Raw genomic sequence first — 20,757 nt, 5'->3', positions numbered from 1 at the left:
TCAGCCGTGGTGGCTGTCGTGCTCCAGGTGATACCGCACCGCCTCGGCCACTTCGTTCTTCGAGCCCAGGAACACCGGCACGCGCTGGTGCAGTTGCTCCGGCTGCAGGCCGAGGATGCGTGCGCGGCCGGTGCTGGCGGCGCCGCCGGCCTGCTCCACCAGCATGCCCATCGGGTTGGCTTCGTACATCAGCCGCAGCTTGCCGGCCTTGCCTGGGTCTTTCTTGTCCCAGGGATAGATGAAGATGCCGCCGCGGGTGAGGATGCGATGCACGTCGGCGACCATGCTGGCGATCCAGCGCATGTTGAAGTTCTTGCCGCGCACGCCTTCGCTGCCGGCCAGCAGGTCGGCCACGTACTGCTGCATCGGCGCTTCCCAGTGGCGCTGGTTGGACATGTTGATCGCGAACTCGGCGGTGTCCTCGGGGATGCGCATGTCGGCCTGGGTCAGCAGGAAGCTGCCCTCCTCGCGCTCCAGGGTGAAGGCGTGGGTACCGTGGCCCAGGGTCAGCACCAGCATCGTGCTGGGGCCGTAGATGCAGTAGCCGGCGGCGACCTGCGCGGTGCCCGGCTGCAGGAAGTGCTCGTCGCCGGGCTTGTCGGTGCCCGGGGGAGCGCGCAGCACCGAGAAGATGGTGCCGACCGAGACGTTGACGTCGATGTTGGAGCTGCCGTCCAGCGGATCGAACAGCAGCAGGAAATCGCCGCTGGGGTACTTGTCGGGCACCGGCTGGCAGTGGTCCATCTCTTCCGAGGCGCAGGCGGCGAGGTGGCCGCCCCAGGCGTTGGCTTCGAGCAGGATGTCGTTGCTGAGCACGTCCAGCTTCTTCTGCGCCTCGCCCTGCACGTTGCCGGTGCCGGCATCGCCGAGCACGCCGCCGAGGGCGCCCTTGCTGACCGCGATGGAGATGCGCTTGCAGGCGCGGGACACGATCGTGATGAGCTGGCGCAGCTCCGGGCCGATACGCCCGGCATGCTGTTCTTCGATCAGGAAGCGGGTCAGCGACGTTCGCGACATGGGCAGGACGGCCTTGCGTGAGAAGGGGGCCGCCATTGTCGCGGGTTGCGCCGCAGATTTCGATCAACGGTGTTCCGCGACCATGCAGGCGCGGGCCGACACGGCCCCCATGCAGGCACAAAAAAGCCGGAAGCGCAGGCGCTTCCGGCTCGGTGCGGGACCGCAGGGCTCAGCCCTTGTGCACGGTCGCCACGGCCTGGGTCACGTAGTCCAGGTTCTTCTGGCTCAGCGCGGCCACGCAGATGCGGCCGGTGCCGACCGCGTAGATGCCGAACTCCTCGCGCAGCCGGTCCACCTGCGCCTTGCTCAGGCCCGAGTAGGAGAACATGCCGGCCTGCTGCTGGATGAAGCCGAACTCCGGCGCGCCCAGGGCGGCCAGCTTCTGCACCATGCCGGCGCGCAAGGCGTGGATGCGCTCGCGCATCTCGGTCAGTTCCTGCTCCCACATCGCGCGCAGTTCCGGGCTGTTGAGCACCCCGGCGACCAGCGCGGCGCCGTGCGTGGACGGGCTGGAGTAGATGGTGCGGATGATGCGCTTGACCTGTGACTGCACCGCCTTGCTCTCGGCGGCGTTGGCCGAGACCACCGACAGCGCGCCGACGCGCTCGCCGTACAGCGAGAACGACTTGGAGTACGAACTGGCGACCACGTAGTTGTCGATGCCGACCTCGGCCAGCAGGCGCACCGCGTAGGCGTCGGCGTCGATGCCCTTGTCGAAGCCCTGGTAGGCGATGTCCACGAACGGGAACAGGTTGCGTTCCTTCAGCAGCTCGGCCACGGTGCGCCACTGCGCCTGGCTCAGGTCGGCGCCGGTCGGGTTGTGACAGCAGGCGTGCAGCAGCACCACGCTGCCGGGGGCGAGCTGGCGCAGGTCGGCGAGCATGCCGTCGAAGTTCAGGCCGTGGCTGGCCGGATCGAAATAGGTGTACTCGACCACGTCGAAGCCGGCGGCACCGAACACGGCGCGGTGGTTCTCCCAGCTCGGGTTGCTGATGGCGATGGTGGAGGTGGACAGCAGCTTCTTCAGCAGGTCCGCGCCCACCCGCAGCGCACCGCTGCCGCCGATGGTCTGCGAGGTGGCGACGCGGCCGGCGGCCAGCAGCGGCGACTCGGCGCCGAACAGCAGCTTCTGCGTGGCCAGGTCGTAGGCCGGCAGGCCGTCGATCGGCAGGTAGCCGCGCGGCCTGGCGTCCTGCGCCAATTGCTGTTCGATCTGCTGCACCGCGCGCAGCAGCGGGATGCGGCCGTTTTCGTCGTAGTAGATGCCCACGCCCAGGTTGACCTTGGTCGGGCGGGAATCGGCGTTGTAGGCCTCGGTCAGGCCCAGGATCGGGTCGCCTGGGACCTGTTCCACGTTTGCAAAGAAGGACACGGCGGTACTCGTTCGGTGGCGGAGGTGGGGGCCGGAAGGACCGGAGCCGGCGCGGTCAAACACCTCATCCTAACAAACGCTGCCGCGCTTGGACGGGTGCGGCCGGGCGGCAGTTGGGCGATGATGGGCCATGTCATCTTCCCTGCCCTCCGCCCTGCTCTGCGGGGCCTGCGCCCTGGCGCTGTCGCCCCTGGTCCACGCCGCTCCCGGCGAGGATCCGGCCACCACCTTGCCAGTGCTCCAGGTCCAGGCCGCCCGCGTCGGCGGCGTGGCCGATTTCGACCTGCCGGCGTCGCTGACCACGACCGGCCTGGGCGACAGCGACCGCCTCGGCATACAGGCGTCCGAGGCGCTGGTCGGGGTGCCCGGCCTGCTCGCGCGCGATCGCCAGAACTATGCGCAGGACACCCAGCTGTCGATCCGCGGCTTCGGCGCGCGCTCGGCGTTCGGCGTACGCGGCGTTCGCCTGCTGCTGGACGGCATCCCGGCGACGATGCCGGATGGCCAGGGCCAGCTATCCAACTTCAACCTGTTCGGCAGCGAGCGCGTCGAGGTGCTGCGCGGGCCGTTCTCGGCGCTGTACGGCAACTCTTCCGGCGGCGTGGTGCAGCTGTGGAGCGCCGACGGCCAGCCGGACGATCCGTGGCGGCTGCGCAGTGCGATCGGCAGCCACGGCACCGCCGCGCTCAGCGCGCAGGCGCTGGGCCAGCAGGGGGACGTCCACTACAACCTGGCGGCCACCCATTTCAGCACCGACGGCTACCGCGACCACAGCCACGCCCAGCGCACCACCTTCAACGCCAAGATCGGCATCGACCTGGCGCCCGGGCGGCGCCTGGACCTGCTGCTCAACGCGCTGCAGGCGCCCGATGCGCAGGATCCGCTGGGCCTGAGCCGCGCCCAGGTCGCCGCCGACCCGCGCCAGGCCACTGCCGCAGCCGGCCAGTTCGACACCCGCAAGTCCACCCGCCAGGTGCAGGCCGGCGCGATCTTCACCCAGCAGGTGGACCAGCAGACCTGGCGGCTGATGGGCTACGCCGGGCGCCGCGACGTCACCCAATACCTCTCGGTCCCGGTGGGCGCGCAGAGCAACCCGCTCAATGCCGGCGGCGTGATCGACCTGGACGGCGACTACGGCGGCCTCGACGCGCGCTGGGCCTGGCAGGGCGAACTGGGCGGCCGCCCGTTCCAGTTCACCGTCGGCGCCAATGCCGACCGCCAGCAACAGCACCGCACCGGCTACGAGAACTTCGTCGGCAGCACGTTGGGGGTGAAGGGTCGGCTGCGCCGCGACCAGCAGGACCGGGTGGAGAACGTGGACCAGTTCGCCCAGGCCTGGTGGCAGTTCGCCGAGCGCTGGTCGCTGCTGGCCGGGCTGCGCCACAGCCAGGTGCGGTTCCGCTCGAACGACGCCTACATCGTCGGCCGCAATCCCGACGACAGCGGCCGCACCGACTATGCGGCGACCACGCCGGTGGCCGGGCTGGTGTTCCGCGTCACCGACGACCTGCGGCTCTACGCCTCGGCCGGGCGCGGGTTCGAGACCCCGACCTTCAACGAGCTGGGCTACCGCCGCGACGGCGGCGCCGGCCTGGCGCTGGACCTGGACGCCGCGCGCAGCCAGAACCTGGAACTGGGCGCGAAGTGGCGCAACGCCGCGGGCGCCCGTTGGGACGCGGCGCTGTTCCGCGCCACCACCGAGGACGAGCTGGCGGTGGCCAGCAACACCAACGGCCGCAGTACCTATCGCAACATCGGTCGCACCCGCCGCCAGGGCGCCGAGACCAGCCTGACCCTGCCGCTGGGCGCCAGTGCGCAACTGCAGGTGGCCTACACCTGGCTGCAGGCGACGGTGCGCCAGGCCTACCTGACCTGCGCCAGCAGCGGCTGCGCGAGGCCGACCGCGGTGGTGGCCGCCGGCACGCGCCTGCCCGGCGTGCCGCAGCAGCAACTGTTCGCGCGCTGGCAGTGGCAGCCGCGCGCCTGGCAATTCGCGGTGGAGGGCGTGGCCGCCGGCGACACCGTGGTCAACGACCTGGCCAGCGAGGCCGCGCCCGGCTACGCCCTGCTCAACCTGGAAGCGGCGCGGCGCTGGACCACCGCGCACGGCACCCTGCGCACCTTCGCGCGCATCGACAACGCGTTCGATCGCCGCTACATCGGCTCGGTCATCGTCAACGACGGCAACGGCCGTTACTACGAGCCGGGCCCCGACCGCAGCTACACGGTCGGCTTGCAGTGGGACTTGCCGCACTAGCCGCGAACGCCTGCCGGTCGGGCTAGGCTTCGCGCGCGGCTGCGTACTTGCTTGGTTCCGGCGACCACTCGGCGATGGCCTGCCGCAGCTGTACGCCGACGACGGTCGATGCGTCCATCAGCATCTGCACCTGTCGAACGACGGCAAGTGCGAGGCGCAGATGCAGTGCGAGGCGAACGCGATAGCGGCACTGCGGAAGAAGGCGCCTGGCAGCCGCGTATGAATCATCGGAGGCGATGCCGCGCCTGGCTTGAGCGAACGCCAGGTGCCGCGTGTCTACATGCTGCGCCGCGCATGCAAGTCGTCTACCAAACGCACTGCACCTGTCTACGCGAACCGGCGGCGGACGCTGGCGGCGTTCTTCGCGGCGGCGCTAGCGTAATGCCACCCCCGCATACCGCCACGCCTCTCCAGGAGACGCACCATGAGCACATCCGACGACAGCCGCGACAACGCCGGCACCAAGAGCAAACCCGCGCTGGCCGAAGGCGTCAGCGCCACGCCGTACCAAGGCACCTTCACGGTGGTCAATTGCACCGGCCAGACGATCAACAACGTCAGCGTCAAGCACACCTGCGGCAACTACATGGATCCGGCCGCTTCGGCATCACTGCCGCCGGGCGGTACGATCGCCTCCGTGCCCCTGCGGGCGCAGACCGGCTCCAACGACTACTGGAACCTGTCGTTCCAGATGAGCGACGGCAGCTCGCGTAGCCGCAACAGCAAGCAATGCAACTACGTGCAGAGCGATGCGCCGGGAACCTGCATCATCGCGCTGTACGCCAGCAGCTTCAGTGTGCTGACGCCGGTCAGCTCACCGTGCATGAACAACAGCTACGACTGAGCGATTGCATGCCCGGCCGCTGCTGTCGCGACGTCGGCAGCGGCAGGGCATTGCCCGCGGTGGCGAGCGTGCGCCTCGCCACGCAGCGTGCGGGCGCGGCGACATCGCGACCGCCGTCCGCGTCAACTGCGCATGATCGATACCCCGCCGTCGACCAGCATCGCGCTGCCGGTCACGAACGCGGCTTCGTCCGAGGCCAGGAACAGCGCGGCCCGTGCCAGTTCGTCCGGCTGCGCCAGGCGTTTGAGCGCATGCAGCTGCGCGACCTGCGCCAGCGCTTCCGGCGTGCCGTTCATCGCCTCTGCCATTGGCGTGTGCGTGCCGCCCGGCAGCAAGGCGTTGACCCGGATCGCCTGCGGTCCGAACTCCGCTGCCAGCGCCTGGGTCAGGCCGATCAGGCCGGCCTTGCTGGCGGCATAGGCGGCGGTGCACGGGAAGCCGACGGTGTGGCCGACGAAGGTCGAGGTGAAGATCAGCGACCCGCCGCCGCGTGCCAGCATCGCCGGAATCTGATGCTTGGCGCCGAAGAATGCGCCGCTGAGATTGGTATCGAGCGCGTCGCGCCAGGCCTGCGCCTGCAGCTGCGTGGTCGGCACCAGCGTGCCCAGGGTGCCGGCGTTGTTGAAGCCGATGTCCAGCCCGCCGAAGCGCGTGTTCGCCAGCGCCACCAACGCCTGCGCATAGGCCTCCTCGCGGACGTCGCCGGCCAGCCACGCGGCCTGGCCGCCGGCGTCCTCGATCTGCGCGGCGAGCGTCTGCAGCAGCGCACCGCGGCGCGCGCCCAGCACCACGCAGGCGCCTTCGCGCGCGAACAGGTGCGCGGCGGCGTGGCCGATGCCGGAACTGGCGCCGGTGATGAGCGCGATCTTGCCGTGCAAGCGTTGCATGTGAAGCTCCATGGTTGCGAAGGAGCCTGGAGCATCGCCGGCAGCACCGCGCGCTGCTCGCCGTGTTCGGACGCGGCAGTCGTGGGCGATGTGTTCGGTCAGAAAGAGGTCATGGATGCGAGAGCGGTTTCCAACCGATGAGGGGTCTGTGGGAGGGCTGTCGCGGCGAAAGGGCGCTCCAGCCACGCGCGTTGCTGCGGTTCGGTGGAAACCGCGCTGCGCTGTAGGAGCAGCGTCAGCCGCGACTGACATGACCGATAACGCCGTGTCGCGGCTGCAGCCGCTCCTACGGGACGTGCGACGTCGACGACCGCGTAAGGCGCAGCCGGCGATATGCCGCCTCAGTGGGTCCCCAACTGCAGCCGCCGGTACAGCGTGCTGCGGCTGATGCCGAGCCGGCGTGCGGCCTGCGAGACGTTGCCGTTGCAGGCATCCAGGGCCTGGCGCATGGCGCCGAGCGCGAGACTGTCGAGGTCGGCATCGGGCAACGGCATCGCGGTGCCGCCGTTGCTGCCCTGCTCTCCCGCGCGCACGCCGGGCAGGTAGGCCGGCAAGGCGTCGGTATCGACCAGCGCATCCGCTTCGCTCAACGCCACCAGGGTGCGCAGGCACGCCACCAGCTGGCGCAGATTGCCCGGCCACGTGTAGGCGCTCAGCGTCGCCAGGGCCGCCTCGCTCAGACGCCTGCCCTGCCCCAGCCGCGCCCACAGCTCGGCGACGAGCGCGTGCCGGTCCGGATGCGCACGCAGTGCCGGAATCTGCACGCAGTGGTGTGCGATGCGGTAGTACAGATCGGGCCGGAAGCGCTGCTCGGCCATCGCCGCGTCCAGGTCGCGGTGGGTGGCGCAGACCAGGGCGAAATCCAGCTTCACCGGCTTGCCGCCGCCCAGCGGCAGCAGTTCGCGTTCCTGCAGCACGCGCAGCAGCCGCGGCTGTAGGGCCAGCGGCATGTCGCCGATCTCGTCCAGGAACAGCACGCCGCCGTCGGCCTGGCGCAGCAGGCCCGGGTTGCCGTGCTTGCGCGCGCCGGTGAAGGCGCCGTCCTCGTAGCCGAACAGTTCCGCTTCGATCAGCCCTTCCGGCAGCGCCGCGCAGTTGACCGCCACGAACGGGCGCCCGGCGCGCGCGCTGCGCCGGTGCAGTTCGCGCGCGAACACTTCCTTGCCGGTGCCGGTCTCGCCCTGCACCAGCACCGGCAGTTGCGCATCGAGTACGCGCCGCGCGCGTTCCAGCGCCAGTTCCTGCGCCGCGTCGAACAGCGGCGCCTCGGACGCCGCCGCCGCCGAAGGCCGCGATGACGCGGTTACGGTGATCGGCGCCTGCTGCGGGCGTCGCCGCGGACGATCGTCGGCCGGGCTGTCGATGCGTCCGTGCAGCGCCCGCCCCTGCAGGTCGAACACGCTGCCCTGCTGGCGCAGCCGCGACAGCGGCTCTTCGAACAGCGCTTCGTAGGGCGCGCGGCCGAGTTCGTGGCGCTCCAGCCCGAACAGCCGCAACCCGGCCTGGTTGGCGGCCACCAGGCGGCCGTTGCGGAACGCCAGCAGCGCTTCGCGCGCCGTGCCGAGCAGCGCCGGGTCGTGGTGCACGCGCAGCAGTTCGCAGCCGGGGATGCCGTCGTCGAAATAGCGGTGTTCGATGTTGGCCACCGCCATCCGCGCCAGTGCCAGCGCATGCATGTGCTGCACGCTGGCGTCGCCGGAGATGTCGAGCACGCCGGCCAGGGCGCCGTACGGATCGAAGATCGGCACCGCCGCGCAACTGAGGATCTGGTGCGGGGCGAAATAGTGCTCGCCGCCACGCACTTCCACCGAGCGGCTTTCGACGATGGCGGTGCCGATGGCGTTGGTGCCGACCTGGGGTTCGCTCCAGCATGCGCCGGGCATCAGCGCCACCCTGCCCGCCTTGTCGAGGAAGCGCGGGCTGCCTTCGGCGTCGAGGATCCAGCCGGCCTCGTCGGTGAGCAGCACGATGCTGCCGGTGGCCGCAGCGTCGCCGGCCAGGCCTTCCAGTTCGGCGCGGGCCAGCCGCCACAGCCGCTCGTGCGCCTCGCGCAGGGCGCGCAGGCGCGAGGCTTCCAGCGGCTCGATCGCGGGCTTCGCGTCCGCGGCCAGGCCCAGGCGTTGGCAGCGCTGCCACGACTGCAGGATGGTGTCGGGCACCTGCCCGACCGGCGCGCCGCCGCGTTCGAAGAAGGCTCGGCGGGCCTGGCCGAGTTGGTGTTGCGAAGGGTGCTGCGCCATGTCCGGCTCCGCTGTCGCAGATTGCGACACCTGGTGATACGGGTGTTCCGATAAACAGCACATCCGCAGGCGCGGCGCAATCGACAGACGTGACGCGACGCAGCAAAACCGCAGGGGGTGCGTCGGTGTGTCGCGGTGCGACCGGGTGACGCGGCGCAGCACGCGAAACCTGGCATCGGACTTGCGCTTGTGCAGCTACCCGGACGGGCCTGCCCTGTCCTTCTCGACCGCCGAAGGAGACACCACGATGAATGCCGTCAGCACCGCCAAGCCGCATGCCACCGATCCGCAGTCCATCTTCAAGTCGCGCTACGGCAACTTCATCGGCGGCAAGTGGGTGGAGCCGAAGAGCGGGCAGTACTTCGACAACAGCACGCCGATCACCGGCAAGGTATTCACCGCGGTGGCGCGCTCCAACGCCGAGGACATCGAGGCGGCGCTGGACGCCGCGCACGCCGCCAAGGACGCCTGGGGCAAGAGCTCCAGCACCGAGCGCAGCAACGTGCTGCTGAAGATCGCCGACCGCATCGAGCAGAACCTGGAGCTGCTGGCCTATGCCGAGACCTGGGACAACGGCAAGCCGGTGCGCGAGACGCTCAACGCCGACGTGCCGCTGTGCGTGGACCACTTCCGCTACTTCGCCGGCGCGGTGCGCGCGCAGGAAGGCGGCATCTCCGAGATCGATCACGACACCATCGCCTACCACTTCCACGAACCGCTCGGCGTGGTCGGCCAGATCATCCCGTGGAACTTCCCGCTGCTGATGGCGTGCTGGAAGCTGGCACCGGCGCTGGCCGCCGGCAACTGCGTGGTGATGAAGCCGGCCGAGCAGACCCCGGCCTCGATCCTGGTGCTGATGGAGGTGATCGGCGACCTGCTGCCGCCGGGCGTGCTCAACGTGGTCAACGGCTTCGGCCTGGAAGCGGGCAAGCCGCTGGCCAGCAACCCGCGCATCGCCAAGATCGCCTTCACCGGCGAGACCACCACCGGCCGGCTGATCATGCAGTACGCCAGCCAGAACCTGATCCCGGTGACGCTGGAGCTGGGCGGCAAGTCGCCCAACATCTTCTTCGCCGACGTGATGGCCGAGAACGACGACTTCCTCGACAAGGCGGTGGAAGGCTTCGTGCTGTTCGCCTTCAACCAGGGCGAGGTGTGCACCTGTCCCTCGCGCGCGCTGATCCAGGAGTCGATCTACGAGCGCTTCATGGAGAAGGTGCTCAAGCGGGTGGCGGCGATCAAGCAGGGCAACCCGCTCGATCCCAACACCATGGTCGGCGCGCAGGCCTCCAGCGAGCAGTTGGAGAAGATCCTGTCCTACATCGACATCGGCAAGCAGGAAGGCGCCGAGGTGCTGATCGGCGGCGAACGCAACGCGCTGGATGGCGAGCTGGCCGGCGGCTTCTACGTCAAGCCGACGGTGTTCAAGGGCCACAACAGGATGCGTGTGTTCCAGGAGGAGATCTTCGGCCCGGTGGTGTCGGTGACCACCTTCAAGGACGAGGCCGAGGCGCTGGCGATCGCCAACGACACGCTGTACGGCCTGGGCGCCGGCGTGTGGAGCCGCGATGCGGCGCGGCTGTACCGCATGGGCCGCGCGATCCAGGCCGGGCGGGTGTGGACCAACTGCTACCACGCCTATCCGGCGCATGCCGCGTTCGGCGGCTACAAGCAGTCGGGCATCGGCCGCGAGAACCACAAGATGATGCTCGACCACTACCAGCAGACCAAGAACCTGCTGGTCAGCTACTCGCCGAAGGCGTTGGGCTTCTTCTGACCCGCCGGGCAGGGCGGCGGCACGCTGCCGGCGTGCCGTCGTCCGCCTGCGAACTGATCTGGATCAAGGCACTCCGTCGCCGGTCGCGCGATGGTGACAGTACCCGTTTTTCTCAGGAGCGTTGCGATGGACAAGACGATGAAAGCCGCCGTGGTGCGTGAGTTCGGCAAGCCATTGGTGATCGAGGAAGTGACGGTGCCGCGGCCGCAGGCCGGCGACATCCTGGTCAAGATCGAAGCCTGCGGCGTGTGCCATACCGACCTGCATGCGGCCGAGGGCGACTGGCCGGTGAAGCCGAACCCGCCGTTCATCCCCGGCCACGAGGGCGTGGGCCATGTGGTGGCGGTCGGCGCCGGCGTGGACCACGTCAGGGAAGGCGATCGCGTCGGCATTCCGTGGCTGTACTCGGCCTGCGGCCATTGCGAGCATTGCCTGGGCGGCTGGGAAACCCTGTGCGAGGCGCAGCAGAACACCGGCTACTCGGTCAACGGCGGCTTCGCCGAATATGCCCTGGCCAATGCCAACTACGTCGGCCACCTGCCGAAGAACATCGGCTTCGTCGAGGTCGCGCCGATCCTGTGCGCTGGCGTCACCGTGTACAAGGGCCTGAAGGTCACCGACACCAAGCCCGGCAACTGGGTGGTGATCTCCGGCATCGGCGGTCTCGGCCACATGGCGGTGCAGTACGCCAAGGCGATGGGCCTGAACGTGGCCGCGGTCGACGTGGACGACGCCAAGCTGGCGCTGGCCACGCGCCTGGGCGCGACGGTGACGGTGAACGCGCGCACCACCGATCCGGTCGCGTACCTGAAGAAGGAGATCGGCGGTGCGCACGGTGCGCTGGTCACCGCGGTGTCGCCGAAGGCGTTCGAGCAGGCCATCGGCATGGTCCGCCGCGGCGGCACCGTCTCGCTCAACGGGTTGCCGCCGGGCCAGTTCCCGCTGGACATCTTCGGCATGGTGCTCAACGGCGTGACCGTGCGCGGCTCGATCGTCGGCACCCGCCTGGACCTGCAGGAATCGCTGGAATTCGCCGAGCAGGGCAAGGTCGCCGCGACCGTGGCCACCGACACCCTGGACAACGTCAACGACGTGTTCGCGCGCATGCACGCCGGCAAGATCGAAGGCCGCATCGTGCTGGACATGGCCGCCTGATGGACGCGTCCGCGCCCGCTGACGCGCTGCCGCCGCAGGTGCTGGCGACGCTGCCGGCCCTGCAGCTGATCGCCAAGCTGCGGGCGCGGCACGGCGCGCTGCTGTTCCACCAGTCGGGCGGCTGCTGCGACGGTTCCTCGCCGATGTGCTACCCGCAGGACGACTTCATCGTCGGCGACCGCGACGTGCTGCTCGGCGAGATCGGCGAGGCGCCGTTCTACATCAGCCCGTCGCAGTTCGCCTACTGGAAGCACACCCAGTTGATCATCGACGTCGTGCCTGGGCGTGGCGGCATGTTCTCCCTGGAGAACGGCGAGGGCGTGCGCTTCCTGGTGCGCTCGCGGCTGTTCAGCGACAGCGAGTACGCCGCGCTGGAGGCGGCGGGAAAGGTGTAGTGGCGGAAGGCACGCGGTGCAGCGAGTTCTTCTGCACCGTGTTTCCGATCCTATCGATGGAAGCGCTGCCCGCCGGCCCCTCCTTGTGGGAGGGACTTCAGTCCCGACTGCAGTGCAGTCGGACGCGCCGATGATGTCGCTCGTCGCGGCTGATGTTGCAGTCGAGATTTTTTGAGGTGCCCTGAAGTCACTTCCACACCGATGCTGGTAGGACGCCAGACTTCGATGCGCTACGACGCCTTCGGCGCCTTCGCCGGCACGAACGGCGACACCGGATCGCTGGCGGGGAAGGTTTCTTCCAGGGCTTCGTCCTGGTTGGCGTCGGCATGCCGTCCGTGCGCGGTGTCCGGCGTGGAGTGCGCCGGCGTGTCCGGCGGGGCAGGGCGGTTCTCGCCGGTGCGCGGTTCGTGTTCGACGATGGTCTCGGGGCGGTCGCCGGCGCCGCGGTCTTCGCGGTCCTGCGTCTGGCGCTTGCCGCGCTGTTCGCCGGGGACGGGCGCGGCCTGGCGCAGCGGATCGGTGGGCGTGGACATGTCCGGTTCCTCCAGGGAATAGCGGAGGTCCAGTTCACCGCCGGCGTGGTGAAGCCATTGCGAATCGCGCATCCTCCACGGATCGGTCACGGGTCGCTAACGGCTGCAGCGCTACTGCTGCGCGTCCCCCGCCGCCGTTGCCGCCCGGAGCCCTGCCATGCGCCCCAGCGACCGTCCCGACCCGCTGCTGTTCAACGCCCATCTGGATCCCTTGCCGAGCGCTCCGCCGCCGCGCCGCCGTGGTGCGGCCCTGCGCCCGCACGACGCACCGGACTACCGCCGCTACAGCCTGGCCGACTACCGCCAGCGCCGCGCCCGCCACCGCACGCCGTGGCGCGACCTGTGCCCGGCCTACGCCTTCGCCCTGCAGACCCATGCACGCGGCTGGCCGCGCGGGCCCGGCGCCGAGACCGAAGACGAACTGGCCGCGCACTGGGACCTGATGCGTGGCGACTCGCGGCTGGACTGGGCCCAGGCGCGGCAGGTGATCGAGGATGCCTGGCAGGCGCTGGATCATCTGCCGGCGCAGGCCGCCGGCGTGGAGCCGCACTGATGCCGCGCCCGATCTGGACCGGCACGCTGTCCTTCGGCCTGCTCAACGTGCCGGTGTCGCTGATGTCCGGCGAACGCCGGATCGACCTGCACTTCCGCATGCTCGACGCGCGCGACAAGCGCCCGATCCGCTTCGAGCGGGTCAACGCCGACACCGGCGAGGAAGTGCCGTGGAAGGACATCGTCAAGGCCTACGAGTACAGCAAGGGCAACTACGTAGTGGTGGAGCAGCAGGACATCGCCTCGGCCGCACCGGAAAGCCACGAGACGGTGGAAGTGGAGGCCTTCGTCGACGCCGCCGAGATCGACCTGCGCTATTTCGAGAAACCCTACGTGCTGGTGCCGGGCAAGAAGGCCGAGAAGGGCTACGTGTTGCTGCGCGAGACCCTGCGCAACACCGGCAAGGTCGGCATCGCGCGGGTGGTGATCCGCACCCGCGAGTATTTGTCGGCGGTGATGCCGCTGCAGGATGCGCTGGTGCTGATCCTGCTGCGCTACCCGCAGGAACTGGTCGACCTGGACGACTACATGCTGCCCAGCGGCAAGGCCGCCGACTACCGGATCAGCGCCAAGGAAACCGAGATGGCGGCGCAGCTGATCGATTCGATGTCCGGGCGCTGGGACCCCGATGCCTACCACGACGAATTCCGCGAGCGGCTGCACGCGGTGATCCAGAAACGGATCAAGGCGCAGGAGGGCACCACCCAGGTCGACGAGGATGCCGAGGCGCCGCAGCGCGAGGACGCCACCACCAACGTGGTCGACTTCATGTCGCTGCTGCAGAAGAGCCTGGAGGCCAAGAAGCGCACGCCGGCCAGGCAGGAGGAGCGCGTGCCGGTGCGCAAGACCGCGAAGAAGGCGGCCAAGCCGGCCAAGGCCGCGGCCGGCAAGGCCAAGAAGGCGACGCGCGCCAAACCGAAACCAGCGGCGGCCAAGGCCAAGCCAGCTGCGCGCAAGGCCCCGGCGCGGCGCAAGGCCGGGTAGAGCAGGTCGGTCGCGGCGGCGCCAGGGTCGCCGCGACCGGCTTTACGCCGAGACCATCGCCTCGCGCGTCACCTGTGCCAGCGACTCGCGCGAAATCGCCGCGATCGATTTGGCGCCGGTCAGGGTCATCGCCACCTGCATCTCCTTCTCGATCAGGCTCAGCAGATGCTCCACGCCGGCCTGTCCGGCGGCGGCCAGCGCGTAGACGAAGGCGCGGCCGAGCAGCACGGTGTCGGCGCCCAGCGCCAGCATGCGCACCACGTCCAGGCCGTTGCGCACGCCGGAGTCGGCCAGGATCTTCAGCTCGCCCTTCACCGCATCGGCGATCGCCGGCAACGCCCGCGCGCTGGACAGCACGCCGTCGAGCTGGCGCCCGCCATGGTTGGAAACGACGATGCCGTCGGCACCGAACCGCACCGCATCGCGCGCATCGTCCGGATCGAGGATGCCCTTGATCACCATCGGCCCGGTCCAGAACTCGCGGATCCACTCCAGGTCCTTCCACGAAATCGACGGATCGAAGTTGGCGCCGAGCCAGCCGATGTAGTCGGCCAGCCCGGTGGGATGGCCGCGGTAGGTGGAGATGTTGCCCAGGTCGTGCGGGCGCCCACGCAGGCCCACGTCCCAGGCCCAGCGCGGATGGGTGACGGCCTGCAGCATGCGCCGCAGCGGCGCGTTGGGGCCGCTCATGCCCGAATGCGCGTCGCGGTAGCGCGCGCCCGGCACCGGCATGTCCACGGTGAACACGAGGGTGGTGACGCCTGCGGCCTTGGCCCGCTCCAGCGCGTTGCGCATGAAGCCGCGGTCCTTGAGCACGTACAGCTGGAACCACATCGGCCGGTCGATCGCCGGCGCCACTTCCTCGATCGGGCACACCGACACCGTGGACAGGGTGAACGGCACGCCCTTGGCCGCTGCCGCCCTGGCCGCCTGCACCTCGCCGCGGCGTGCGTACATGCCGGTCAGGCCCACCGGCCCCAGCGCCACCGGCAAGGCCAGGCGTTCGCCGAACAGCTCGGTGTGCAGGTCCAGCGCCGACATGTCGCGCAGCACGCGCTGGCGCAGGGCGATGTCGCTCAGGTCGGACACGTTGCGGCGCAGGGTGTGCTCGGCATAGGCGCCGCCGTCGATGTAGTGGAACAGAAACGGCGGCAGCTGGCGCTGCGCGGCGGCACGGTAGTCGGTGGAGGCGGAAATGATCATGGGGGCAGGGCGGTCAGGGAGAGGAGGGCAGGCGCGAGGCACGGGCGCGGCGCGCATCGTCCTCGTCGAGGGTGCGCAGCGCGCTGTGCACGAATTCCAGGTGGGCGTGCGCGGCGGCGCGGGCGCGTTCGGGGTCGCCGGCCAGGATCGCGTCGCGCAGGGCGCGGTGCTGGGCGAGCAGGGCGGAGAAGATGCGCGGCGATTCGAACAGCTGTTGCCGGCTCTGCGAGATGTTGGCCTGCAGCAGGTCGAACAGCCCGCGCATCACCTGCAGCAGCACCCGGTTGTGGGTGGCCTCGGCGATGGCCAGGTGGAAATCGGCGTCGGCGTGCGCCTGCGCCGCCGCATCGGCCTGCGCATGGGTCTGCAGCAGCGCCTCGTAGGCCGCCTCGATGCGCGCGCGGTCGTCGTCGGTGGCGCGCAGCGCCGCATGCCAGGCGGTGGCGCCTTCCAGCGCATGGCGCGCTTCCAGCACGTCGAAACGGTACTCCGGGTCGGCGTGCAGCAACGGCAGGAACGGCTGCAGCGGCGCCACCACCTGGTCTTCCGGAGTCGGTGGCCGTTGCACGTAGGTGCCGCCGCCCACCCGGGCCCGCAGCAGCCCCTGGCTGGCGAGCTGGGCGATGGCCTCGCGCAGCACCGGGCGGGACACCCCCAGCTCCGCTGCCAGGGTCCGCTCGGCGGGCAGGCGCGCGTCGATCGCCAGGCCGCGTTGCGCGATCAGCGTGCGCAACTGCGCGGCGACCCGGTCGCTGAGCCGGGCAGGGGACTCGCCGGCAGCGGCAGTGGCGGCAGCTTTAAGACTATTGGTCATACCAATAAACTGGCGGGGCGCGAATGGTGTGACCATTAGGCGCCTTGGATTACGCGACGTCAATGGTTGCAACGATGCGAGCCGCCTAAATTGGTAATACCAATAAGGTCATGCCGTAACGTGCCATCGCCGCGGCCAGCACCACCAGCACCGCCAACAGGCCCAGTTCCACCCCGATCAACCGCTGCAGCGTGCGCACCTGTGCCGCGTTCGGCGACCAGGTCGGCTGCAGCCGCGCCTGCCGGCGCCAGCGCAGCAGGCGCAGCGTCGGCACCAGCGAGAGCAGGCCGATCGCCGCGAAGGTGCCGAGCTTGGCCCAGAACCAGGGGTTGTGCAGGTAGTAACCGGTGCCCTTGAGCCCGTAGCGCACGCGCAGGGCACCGATCGCCAGGATCAGCAGCGCGGCCAGCCCGTAGCCGGCGTCGACGCGGACCAGCCGCGTCAATTGGCGGTGGTCCGGCGGCGCACGCAGCAGGGTCCATTCCGCCACCAGCGTGGCGATCAACAGCAGCATCGCCAGGTGGTGCAGGCTGGCCAGGATCAGGTCGCGCAGCGCCATCGCGGCGGCCTCACCACACCCACGGCAGCAGCCGCCAGCTGTGCGCGGCGTAGTCCGGGTATTCTTCTGGAAAGGCCTGGGTCAGCATCGCTTCCTCGACCCGGATGCGGCGCAGGAACGCCCAGGTCACCGGCAGCACGATCGCCAGCAGCGACAGCACGTTGCCCATGCCCAGCGCCAGCCCGTAGAACGCCAGCAGCGCGCCGGTGTACGAGGGATGCCGCAGATAGCGGTACGGCCCGTGGCGGACCAGGCGGTGGCCTTCCTGGATGGTCACGTCGACGGTGAACCAGCGCGCCAGCACCCGGATCGACCACAGCCGCAGCGCCAGCCCGCCGGCCAGCAGCGCGCAGGCCAACCAGCGCAGCGGTTCGCGCAGGTGCGGCGCATAGCGCCACACGCCGAGCAGCGACGGCAGCACGCCCAGCGCCACCGCGGCGTACAGCACGCGCCACAGCAGGCGCAGCGTGCCCTGGTCGCGCGCACCGCCATCGGCGGCGCGACGGCGGCGGCTGAGCAGCATCTCGTACGCGCCCCAGCCCAGGCCGAGCAGCATGAACAGCAGATCCGGATGGCGCAGGGTCAGGAGCATGACGGTGTTCCTCGTGGCGGCGTGCACCACGCATTGCGTGGCAGGGTGGATGAACCGGGCCCGTCCTGCGTGCCGATCGTCCGGCACCCGGCAGGGCATGGACGCAGTGTGGCGCCATCGGGGGGGCGCGGCAGTGGCCGCTGGTCATGCCGTCCGCCTGCCGGAAGTCACTTTCTGCGCCCGCCCCATTGCCGCGGCATCGGCCCGCGGTCAGCATCGGCCGCATGAACCGATTCCTGCGCGATCTGATCGAACCCAAGCGCCTGGCCGGGTTGCTGACCGTGGCCACCGTGCTGTGGTCGTTCCAGTTCGCGCCGCATGCGCTGGTGGCCTGGCGCTGGACTGCGGCGGCGCTGTTCCTGCTGCCGCTGCTCGGCGCGCACTACCTGCCCGGGCGCTGGCGCGATGTCGCGCTGTGGGTCGAGGCAGCCGCGGCGATGGCCCTGGTCTGGCTGGAGCCACACGTCGGCACCGCGCCGGTGCTGCTGGTGGTGGTGGTCGCGCAGGTGGCGCTGCAGTGGCCGCCGCGGCCGGTGCTGGCGCTGGCGCTGCTGGCCAACCTGGGCACCTTCCTGGCGCTGTCCGCCGCCGGCATCAGGCATCCGTTGCTGACCACGCTGATCTACGCCGGCTTCCATGCTTTCGCCGGCCTCAGCGCGCACTACGCGCGCACCGCCGAGCTGGCGCGCGAGGCGCTGGCGCGGGTCAACGCCGACCTGCTGGCCACCCGCGCGCTGCTCGCCGACAGCACCCGCGACGCCGAGCGCCTGCGCCTGGCGCGCGAACTGCACGACGTGGCCGGGCACAAGCTCACCGCCCTGCGCATCCAGTTGCGCCTGCTGCTGGCCGATCCGGCGCTGGCGCAACGCCCGGAGGTGGCGACGGTGGAGCGACTGTCCGGCGAGCTGCTGGCCGACATCCGCGCAGTGGTGCAGTCGCTGCGCGACGACCGCGGGGTGGATCTGGAGACCGCGCTGTGCGCCCTGGCCGCGCCGTTTCCGCGGCCGCAGCTGCAGTTGCAGATCGACCCGGCGCTGCGCATCACCGATCCGCATCTGGCCGAGACCCTGCTGCGGCTGGTGCAGGAAGCGCTGACCAACGCCGCCCGGCATGCCGACGCGGCACATGTGCGGGTGCGCCTGGGCCAGGATCGGCAGCAGCTGTGCCTGGACATCGAGGACGACGGCCACCGCGCCGAGCGCATCCGCGAGGGCAACGGCATCGCCGGCATGCGCGAGCGTCTGGCCGCGCTGCACGGGCGCCTGGAACTGGGCCGCACGCCGCTCGGCGGCATGCAACTGAGCGCGAGGCTGCCGCTGTGAGCGCGCTGCGGATCGCCCTGGCCGACGACCAGGTGCTGGTGCGCGCCGGCCTGCGCGCGCTGTTGCAGACCCAGGGCATCGTCGTCGCCTGCGAGGCCGACGACGGCCAGGCCTTGCTCGACGTGGTGGCGGCCACGCCGGTGGACGTGGTGCTCAGCGACATCCGCATGCCCGGCATGGACGGCATCCAGGCGCTGCAGCAGTTGCGCGCGCGCGGCGACCGCACGCCGGTGCTGCTGCTCACCACCTTCGACGAATCCGATCTGCTGCTGCGCGCCACCGCCGCCGGCGCGCAGGGCTTCCTGCTCAAGGACGCCGCGCCCGAGGACCTGCGCGAGGCGATCGCGCGCGTGGCCGCCGGCGAGACCCTGCTGCAGCCGGTCAGCACCGACCCGGTGCGTGCGCGCTACCGCTACCGCGACGAGGACGCCCCGCGCGACACCTTCAACGAACGCGAAGTCGCGATCCTGCGCCTGCTCGCCGGCGGCTACTCCAACAAGGAGATCGCGCGCAGCCTGTTCCTGGCCGAGGGCACGGTGAAGAACTACGTCTCCACCATCCTCGACAAGCTCGGCACCCGCGACCGCACCCGTGCCGTGCTCAAGGCGATCACCTTGCGCATCATCTGATGCGTGCACCAGCGGTGGCGCTGCGACGTCCACCGGCAGCGCGGCGGGACTGAAGTCCCTCCCACAACGGTGCGACCGTGCCGTGCCGCGGCCTGCCGCAGGAGCGGCTTCAGCCGCGACAACCGATGGCGCGATTGCGGCTCGCCGATCAGCTGTTTCCCTCCAGCCAGCACGACATCCGCCGCCGCGACGCCTCCCCTGTGGGAGCGACCTCAGTCGCGACGCGACCCATCCGAACGCGCGCGCACGCCCGCAGTACGCTCCATACCCCGCCGTGTGCTGCCACCGGGACTTCTGCACACCCGCCGCAGACATTAAGATGCCGCGGGCATTGTGCCGACGAGGAATTCACGTTGATCATCCATCCGAAAGTCCGCGGTTTCATCTGCACCACCACGCATCCGCTCGGCTGCGAGCGCAACGTGCTCGAGCAGATCGCCGCCACGCGCGCGCGCGGCGTGCGCCACGACGGGCCAAAGAACGTGCTGGTGATCGGCGCGTCCAGCGGCTACGGCCTGGCCTCGCGCATCACCGCCGCGTTCGGCTTCGGCGCCGCCACCCTCGGCGTGTTCTTCGAAAAGCCCGGCAGCGAGAAGAAGGCCGGCACCGCCGGCTGGTACAACGCCGCCGCCTTCGACAAGCAGGCCAAGGCCGCCGGCCTGTACAGCAAGTCGATCAACGGCGACGCGTTCTCCGACGAGGCGCGCGCCAAGGTCATCGAACTGATCAAGCAGGACATGGGCGGCCAGGTCGACCTGGTGGTGTATTCGCTGGCCTCGCCGGTGCGCAAGCTGCCGGGCACCGGCGAAGTGAAGCGCTCGGCGCTCAAGCCGATCGGCCAGACCTACACCGCCACCGCCATCGACACCAACAAGGACGCGATCATCGAGGCCTCGATCGAGCCGGCCTCCGAGCAGGAGATCGAAGACACCGTCACCGTGATGGGCGGGCAGGACTGGGAACTGTGGATCGATGCGCTGGACGCCGCCGGCGTGCTTGCCCCGGGCGCGCGCACCGTCGCCTTCAGCTACATCGGCACCGAGATCACCTGGCCGATCTACTGGCACGGCGCGCTGGGCAAGGCCAAGGTCGACCTCGACCAGACCGCGCAGCGCCTGCATGCGCGCCTGCAGCAGCACGGCGGCGCGGCCAACGTGGCGGTGCTGAAATCGGTGGTGACCCAGGCCAGCGCGGCGATCCCGGTGATGCCGCTGTACATCTCCATGGTCTACAAGATCATGAAGGAGAAGGGCCTGCACGAAGGCACCATCGAACAGGCCGACCGCCTGTTCCGCGAACGCCTGTATCGCGAGGACGGCCAGCCCGCGGCCACCGACGACGAGAACCGCTTGCGCCTGGACGACTGGGAACTGCGCGACGACGTGCAGGACGCCTGCAAGGCGCTGTGGCCGCAGGTGACCACCGAGAACCTGTTCCAGCTCACCGACTACGCCGGCTACAAGCACGAGTTCCTCAAGCTGTTCGGCTTCGAGCGCAAGGACGTGGACTACGACGCCGAGGTCGACCCCGACGTCAAGTTCGATTGCGTGGAGCTCTGAGGAGCGAGGATTCGGGATTCGGGAGTGGGGATTCGGGCGTCGTGTTGATCCCGGGCCCCGGACAGA

General features: G+C 70.0%; 19 protein-coding genes. 10 read left to right on the top strand and 9 right to left on the bottom strand.

What is annotated here, in order from left to right:
* Nucleotides 1-1,017 carry a class 1 fructose-bisphosphatase gene (locus SLW52_RS08590; protein ID WP_017910079.1) on the bottom strand — a complete coding sequence of 339 codons (1,017 nt, stop codon included), beginning with the start codon at nt 1,015-1,017 and terminating at the stop codon, nt 1-3.
* 169 nt (nt 1,018-1,186) lie between these two features.
* Complete coding sequence (locus SLW52_RS08585) at nt 1,187-2,389, bottom strand: amino acid aminotransferase (RefSeq protein ID WP_026144580.1); 1,203 nt, start codon at nt 2,387-2,389, stop codon at nt 1,187-1,189.
* Nucleotides 2,390-2,519: 130 nt separating this feature from the next.
* On the opposite strand from SLW52_RS08585, the gene SLW52_RS08580 reads away from it, so the two are divergent.
* The gene (locus SLW52_RS08580) at nt 2,520-4,646 is read left to right on the top strand and encodes a TonB-dependent receptor (RefSeq protein WP_320740009.1); all 2,127 of its coding nucleotides are present in this window, start codon (nt 2,520-2,522) and stop codon (nt 4,644-4,646) included.
* Between the two features lie 424 nt (nt 4,647-5,070).
* Entirely contained in the window at nt 5,071-5,490 is a 420-nt protein-coding gene (locus SLW52_RS08575; protein ID WP_017910076.1) for a hypothetical protein, read from the top strand.
* A 122-nt stretch (nt 5,491-5,612) separates the two neighbouring features.
* Here SLW52_RS08575 and SLW52_RS08570 read toward each other — a convergent pair whose 3' ends face one another.
* A complete protein-coding gene (locus SLW52_RS08570; RefSeq protein ID WP_017911814.1) occupies nt 5,613-6,377 on the bottom strand; it encodes an SDR family oxidoreductase in 765 nt (254 codons plus the stop codon).
* A gap of 341 nt (nt 6,378-6,718) precedes the next feature.
* Nucleotides 6,719-8,617: a sigma-54-dependent Fis family transcriptional regulator gene (locus SLW52_RS08565; protein ID WP_320740007.1), complete on the bottom strand. Its 1,899-nt coding sequence runs from the start codon at nt 8,615-8,617 to the stop codon at nt 6,719-6,721.
* A gap of 247 nt (nt 8,618-8,864) precedes the next feature.
* Here SLW52_RS08565 and adh point away from each other — a divergent pair, with 247 nt between their 5' ends.
* The 3 genes from adh to SLW52_RS08550 all read left to right on the top strand — a co-directional run bounded on the left by adh (nt 8,865) and on the right by SLW52_RS08550 (nt 11,944).
* On the top strand, nt 8,865-10,394 hold the full coding sequence (gene adh / locus SLW52_RS08560; RefSeq protein ID WP_320740006.1) for an aldehyde dehydrogenase: 1,530 nt from the start codon (nt 8,865-8,867) through the stop codon (nt 10,392-10,394).
* Nucleotides 10,395-10,520: 126 nt separating this feature from the next.
* A complete protein-coding gene (gene adhP / locus SLW52_RS08555) occupies nt 10,521-11,549 on the top strand; it encodes an alcohol dehydrogenase AdhP (RefSeq protein WP_148828231.1) in 1,029 nt (342 codons plus the stop codon).
* Complete coding sequence (locus SLW52_RS08550) at nt 11,549-11,944, top strand: DUF779 domain-containing protein (RefSeq protein WP_152236786.1); 396 nt, start codon at nt 11,549-11,551, stop codon at nt 11,942-11,944. Before adhP ends, SLW52_RS08550 begins: the two co-directional genes overlap by 1 nt.
* Before the next feature lie 230 nt (nt 11,945-12,174).
* Here the strand turns inward: SLW52_RS08550 and SLW52_RS08545 are convergent, their stop codons facing one another.
* Nucleotides 12,175-12,477: a hypothetical protein gene (locus tag SLW52_RS08545; protein WP_026144577.1), complete on the bottom strand. Its 303-nt coding sequence runs from the start codon at nt 12,475-12,477 to the stop codon at nt 12,175-12,177.
* A 157-nt stretch (nt 12,478-12,634) separates the two neighbouring features.
* Between SLW52_RS08545 and SLW52_RS08540 the strand changes: the two genes are divergently transcribed.
* Together SLW52_RS08540 and SLW52_RS08535 are read left to right on the top strand one after the other, a co-directional pair.
* Nucleotides 12,635-13,030, top strand: a complete 396-nt coding sequence (locus tag SLW52_RS08540) for a hypothetical protein (protein WP_320740005.1) — start codon at nt 12,635-12,637, stop codon at nt 13,028-13,030.
* A complete protein-coding gene (locus SLW52_RS08535) occupies nt 13,030-14,013 on the top strand; it encodes a Ku protein (protein ID WP_320740004.1) in 984 nt (327 codons plus the stop codon). The genes SLW52_RS08540 and SLW52_RS08535 overlap by 1 nt, the downstream gene beginning before the upstream one ends.
* A 42-nt stretch (nt 14,014-14,055) precedes the next feature.
* On the opposite strand, the gene lldD is transcribed toward SLW52_RS08535, so the two are convergent.
* The 4 genes from lldD to SLW52_RS08515 form a co-directional block, all read right to left on the bottom strand.
* Nucleotides 14,056-15,216, bottom strand: a complete 1,161-nt coding sequence (gene lldD, locus SLW52_RS08530; RefSeq protein ID WP_152181213.1) for an FMN-dependent L-lactate dehydrogenase LldD — start codon at nt 15,214-15,216, stop codon at nt 14,056-14,058.
* Between the two features lie 13 nt (nt 15,217-15,229).
* Entirely contained in the window at nt 15,230-16,030 is an 801-nt protein-coding gene (lldR, locus tag SLW52_RS08525) for a transcriptional regulator LldR (protein ID WP_051064775.1), read from the bottom strand.
* Nucleotides 16,031-16,115: 85 nt separating this feature from the next.
* Nucleotides 16,116-16,589, bottom strand: coding sequence for a DUF2214 family protein (locus SLW52_RS08520; protein WP_320740003.1), 474 nt, complete (start codon nt 16,587-16,589; stop codon nt 16,116-16,118).
* A 10-nt stretch (nt 16,590-16,599) separates the two neighbouring features.
* Nucleotides 16,600-17,181: a methyltransferase gene (locus tag SLW52_RS08515; RefSeq protein WP_320740002.1), complete on the bottom strand. Its 582-nt coding sequence runs from the start codon at nt 17,179-17,181 to the stop codon at nt 16,600-16,602.
* Nucleotides 17,182-17,405: 224 nt separating this feature from the next.
* Here SLW52_RS08515 and SLW52_RS08510 point away from each other — a divergent pair, with 224 nt between their 5' ends.
* From SLW52_RS08510 to fabV, 3 genes are all read left to right on the top strand, one after another.
* Nucleotides 17,406-18,503, top strand: coding sequence for a histidine kinase (locus SLW52_RS08510; protein ID WP_267084882.1), 1,098 nt, complete (start codon nt 17,406-17,408; stop codon nt 18,501-18,503).
* Nucleotides 18,500-19,132: a response regulator transcription factor gene (locus tag SLW52_RS08505; protein WP_017910062.1), complete on the top strand. Its 633-nt coding sequence runs from the start codon at nt 18,500-18,502 to the stop codon at nt 19,130-19,132. The genes SLW52_RS08510 and SLW52_RS08505 overlap by 4 nt, the downstream gene beginning before the upstream one ends.
* Nucleotides 19,133-19,485: 353 nt before the next feature.
* Nucleotides 19,486-20,691 (top strand): enoyl-ACP reductase FabV, encoded by a 1,206-nt coding sequence (gene fabV, locus SLW52_RS08500; RefSeq protein ID WP_320740001.1) that lies wholly within the window; start codon nt 19,486-19,488, stop codon nt 20,689-20,691.
* Nucleotides 20,692-20,757 lie beyond the last annotated feature (66 nt).

The organism is Xanthomonas sp. LF02-5 (genome assembly GCF_034105325.1).
In the GTDB taxonomy this organism is placed as follows: Bacteria; Pseudomonadota; Gammaproteobacteria; order Xanthomonadales; family Xanthomonadaceae; genus Xanthomonas_A; species Xanthomonas_A sontii.
The sequence above is the reverse complement of the archived record's forward strand: the minus strand, read 5'-3'. Positions and strand labels throughout refer to the sequence as shown.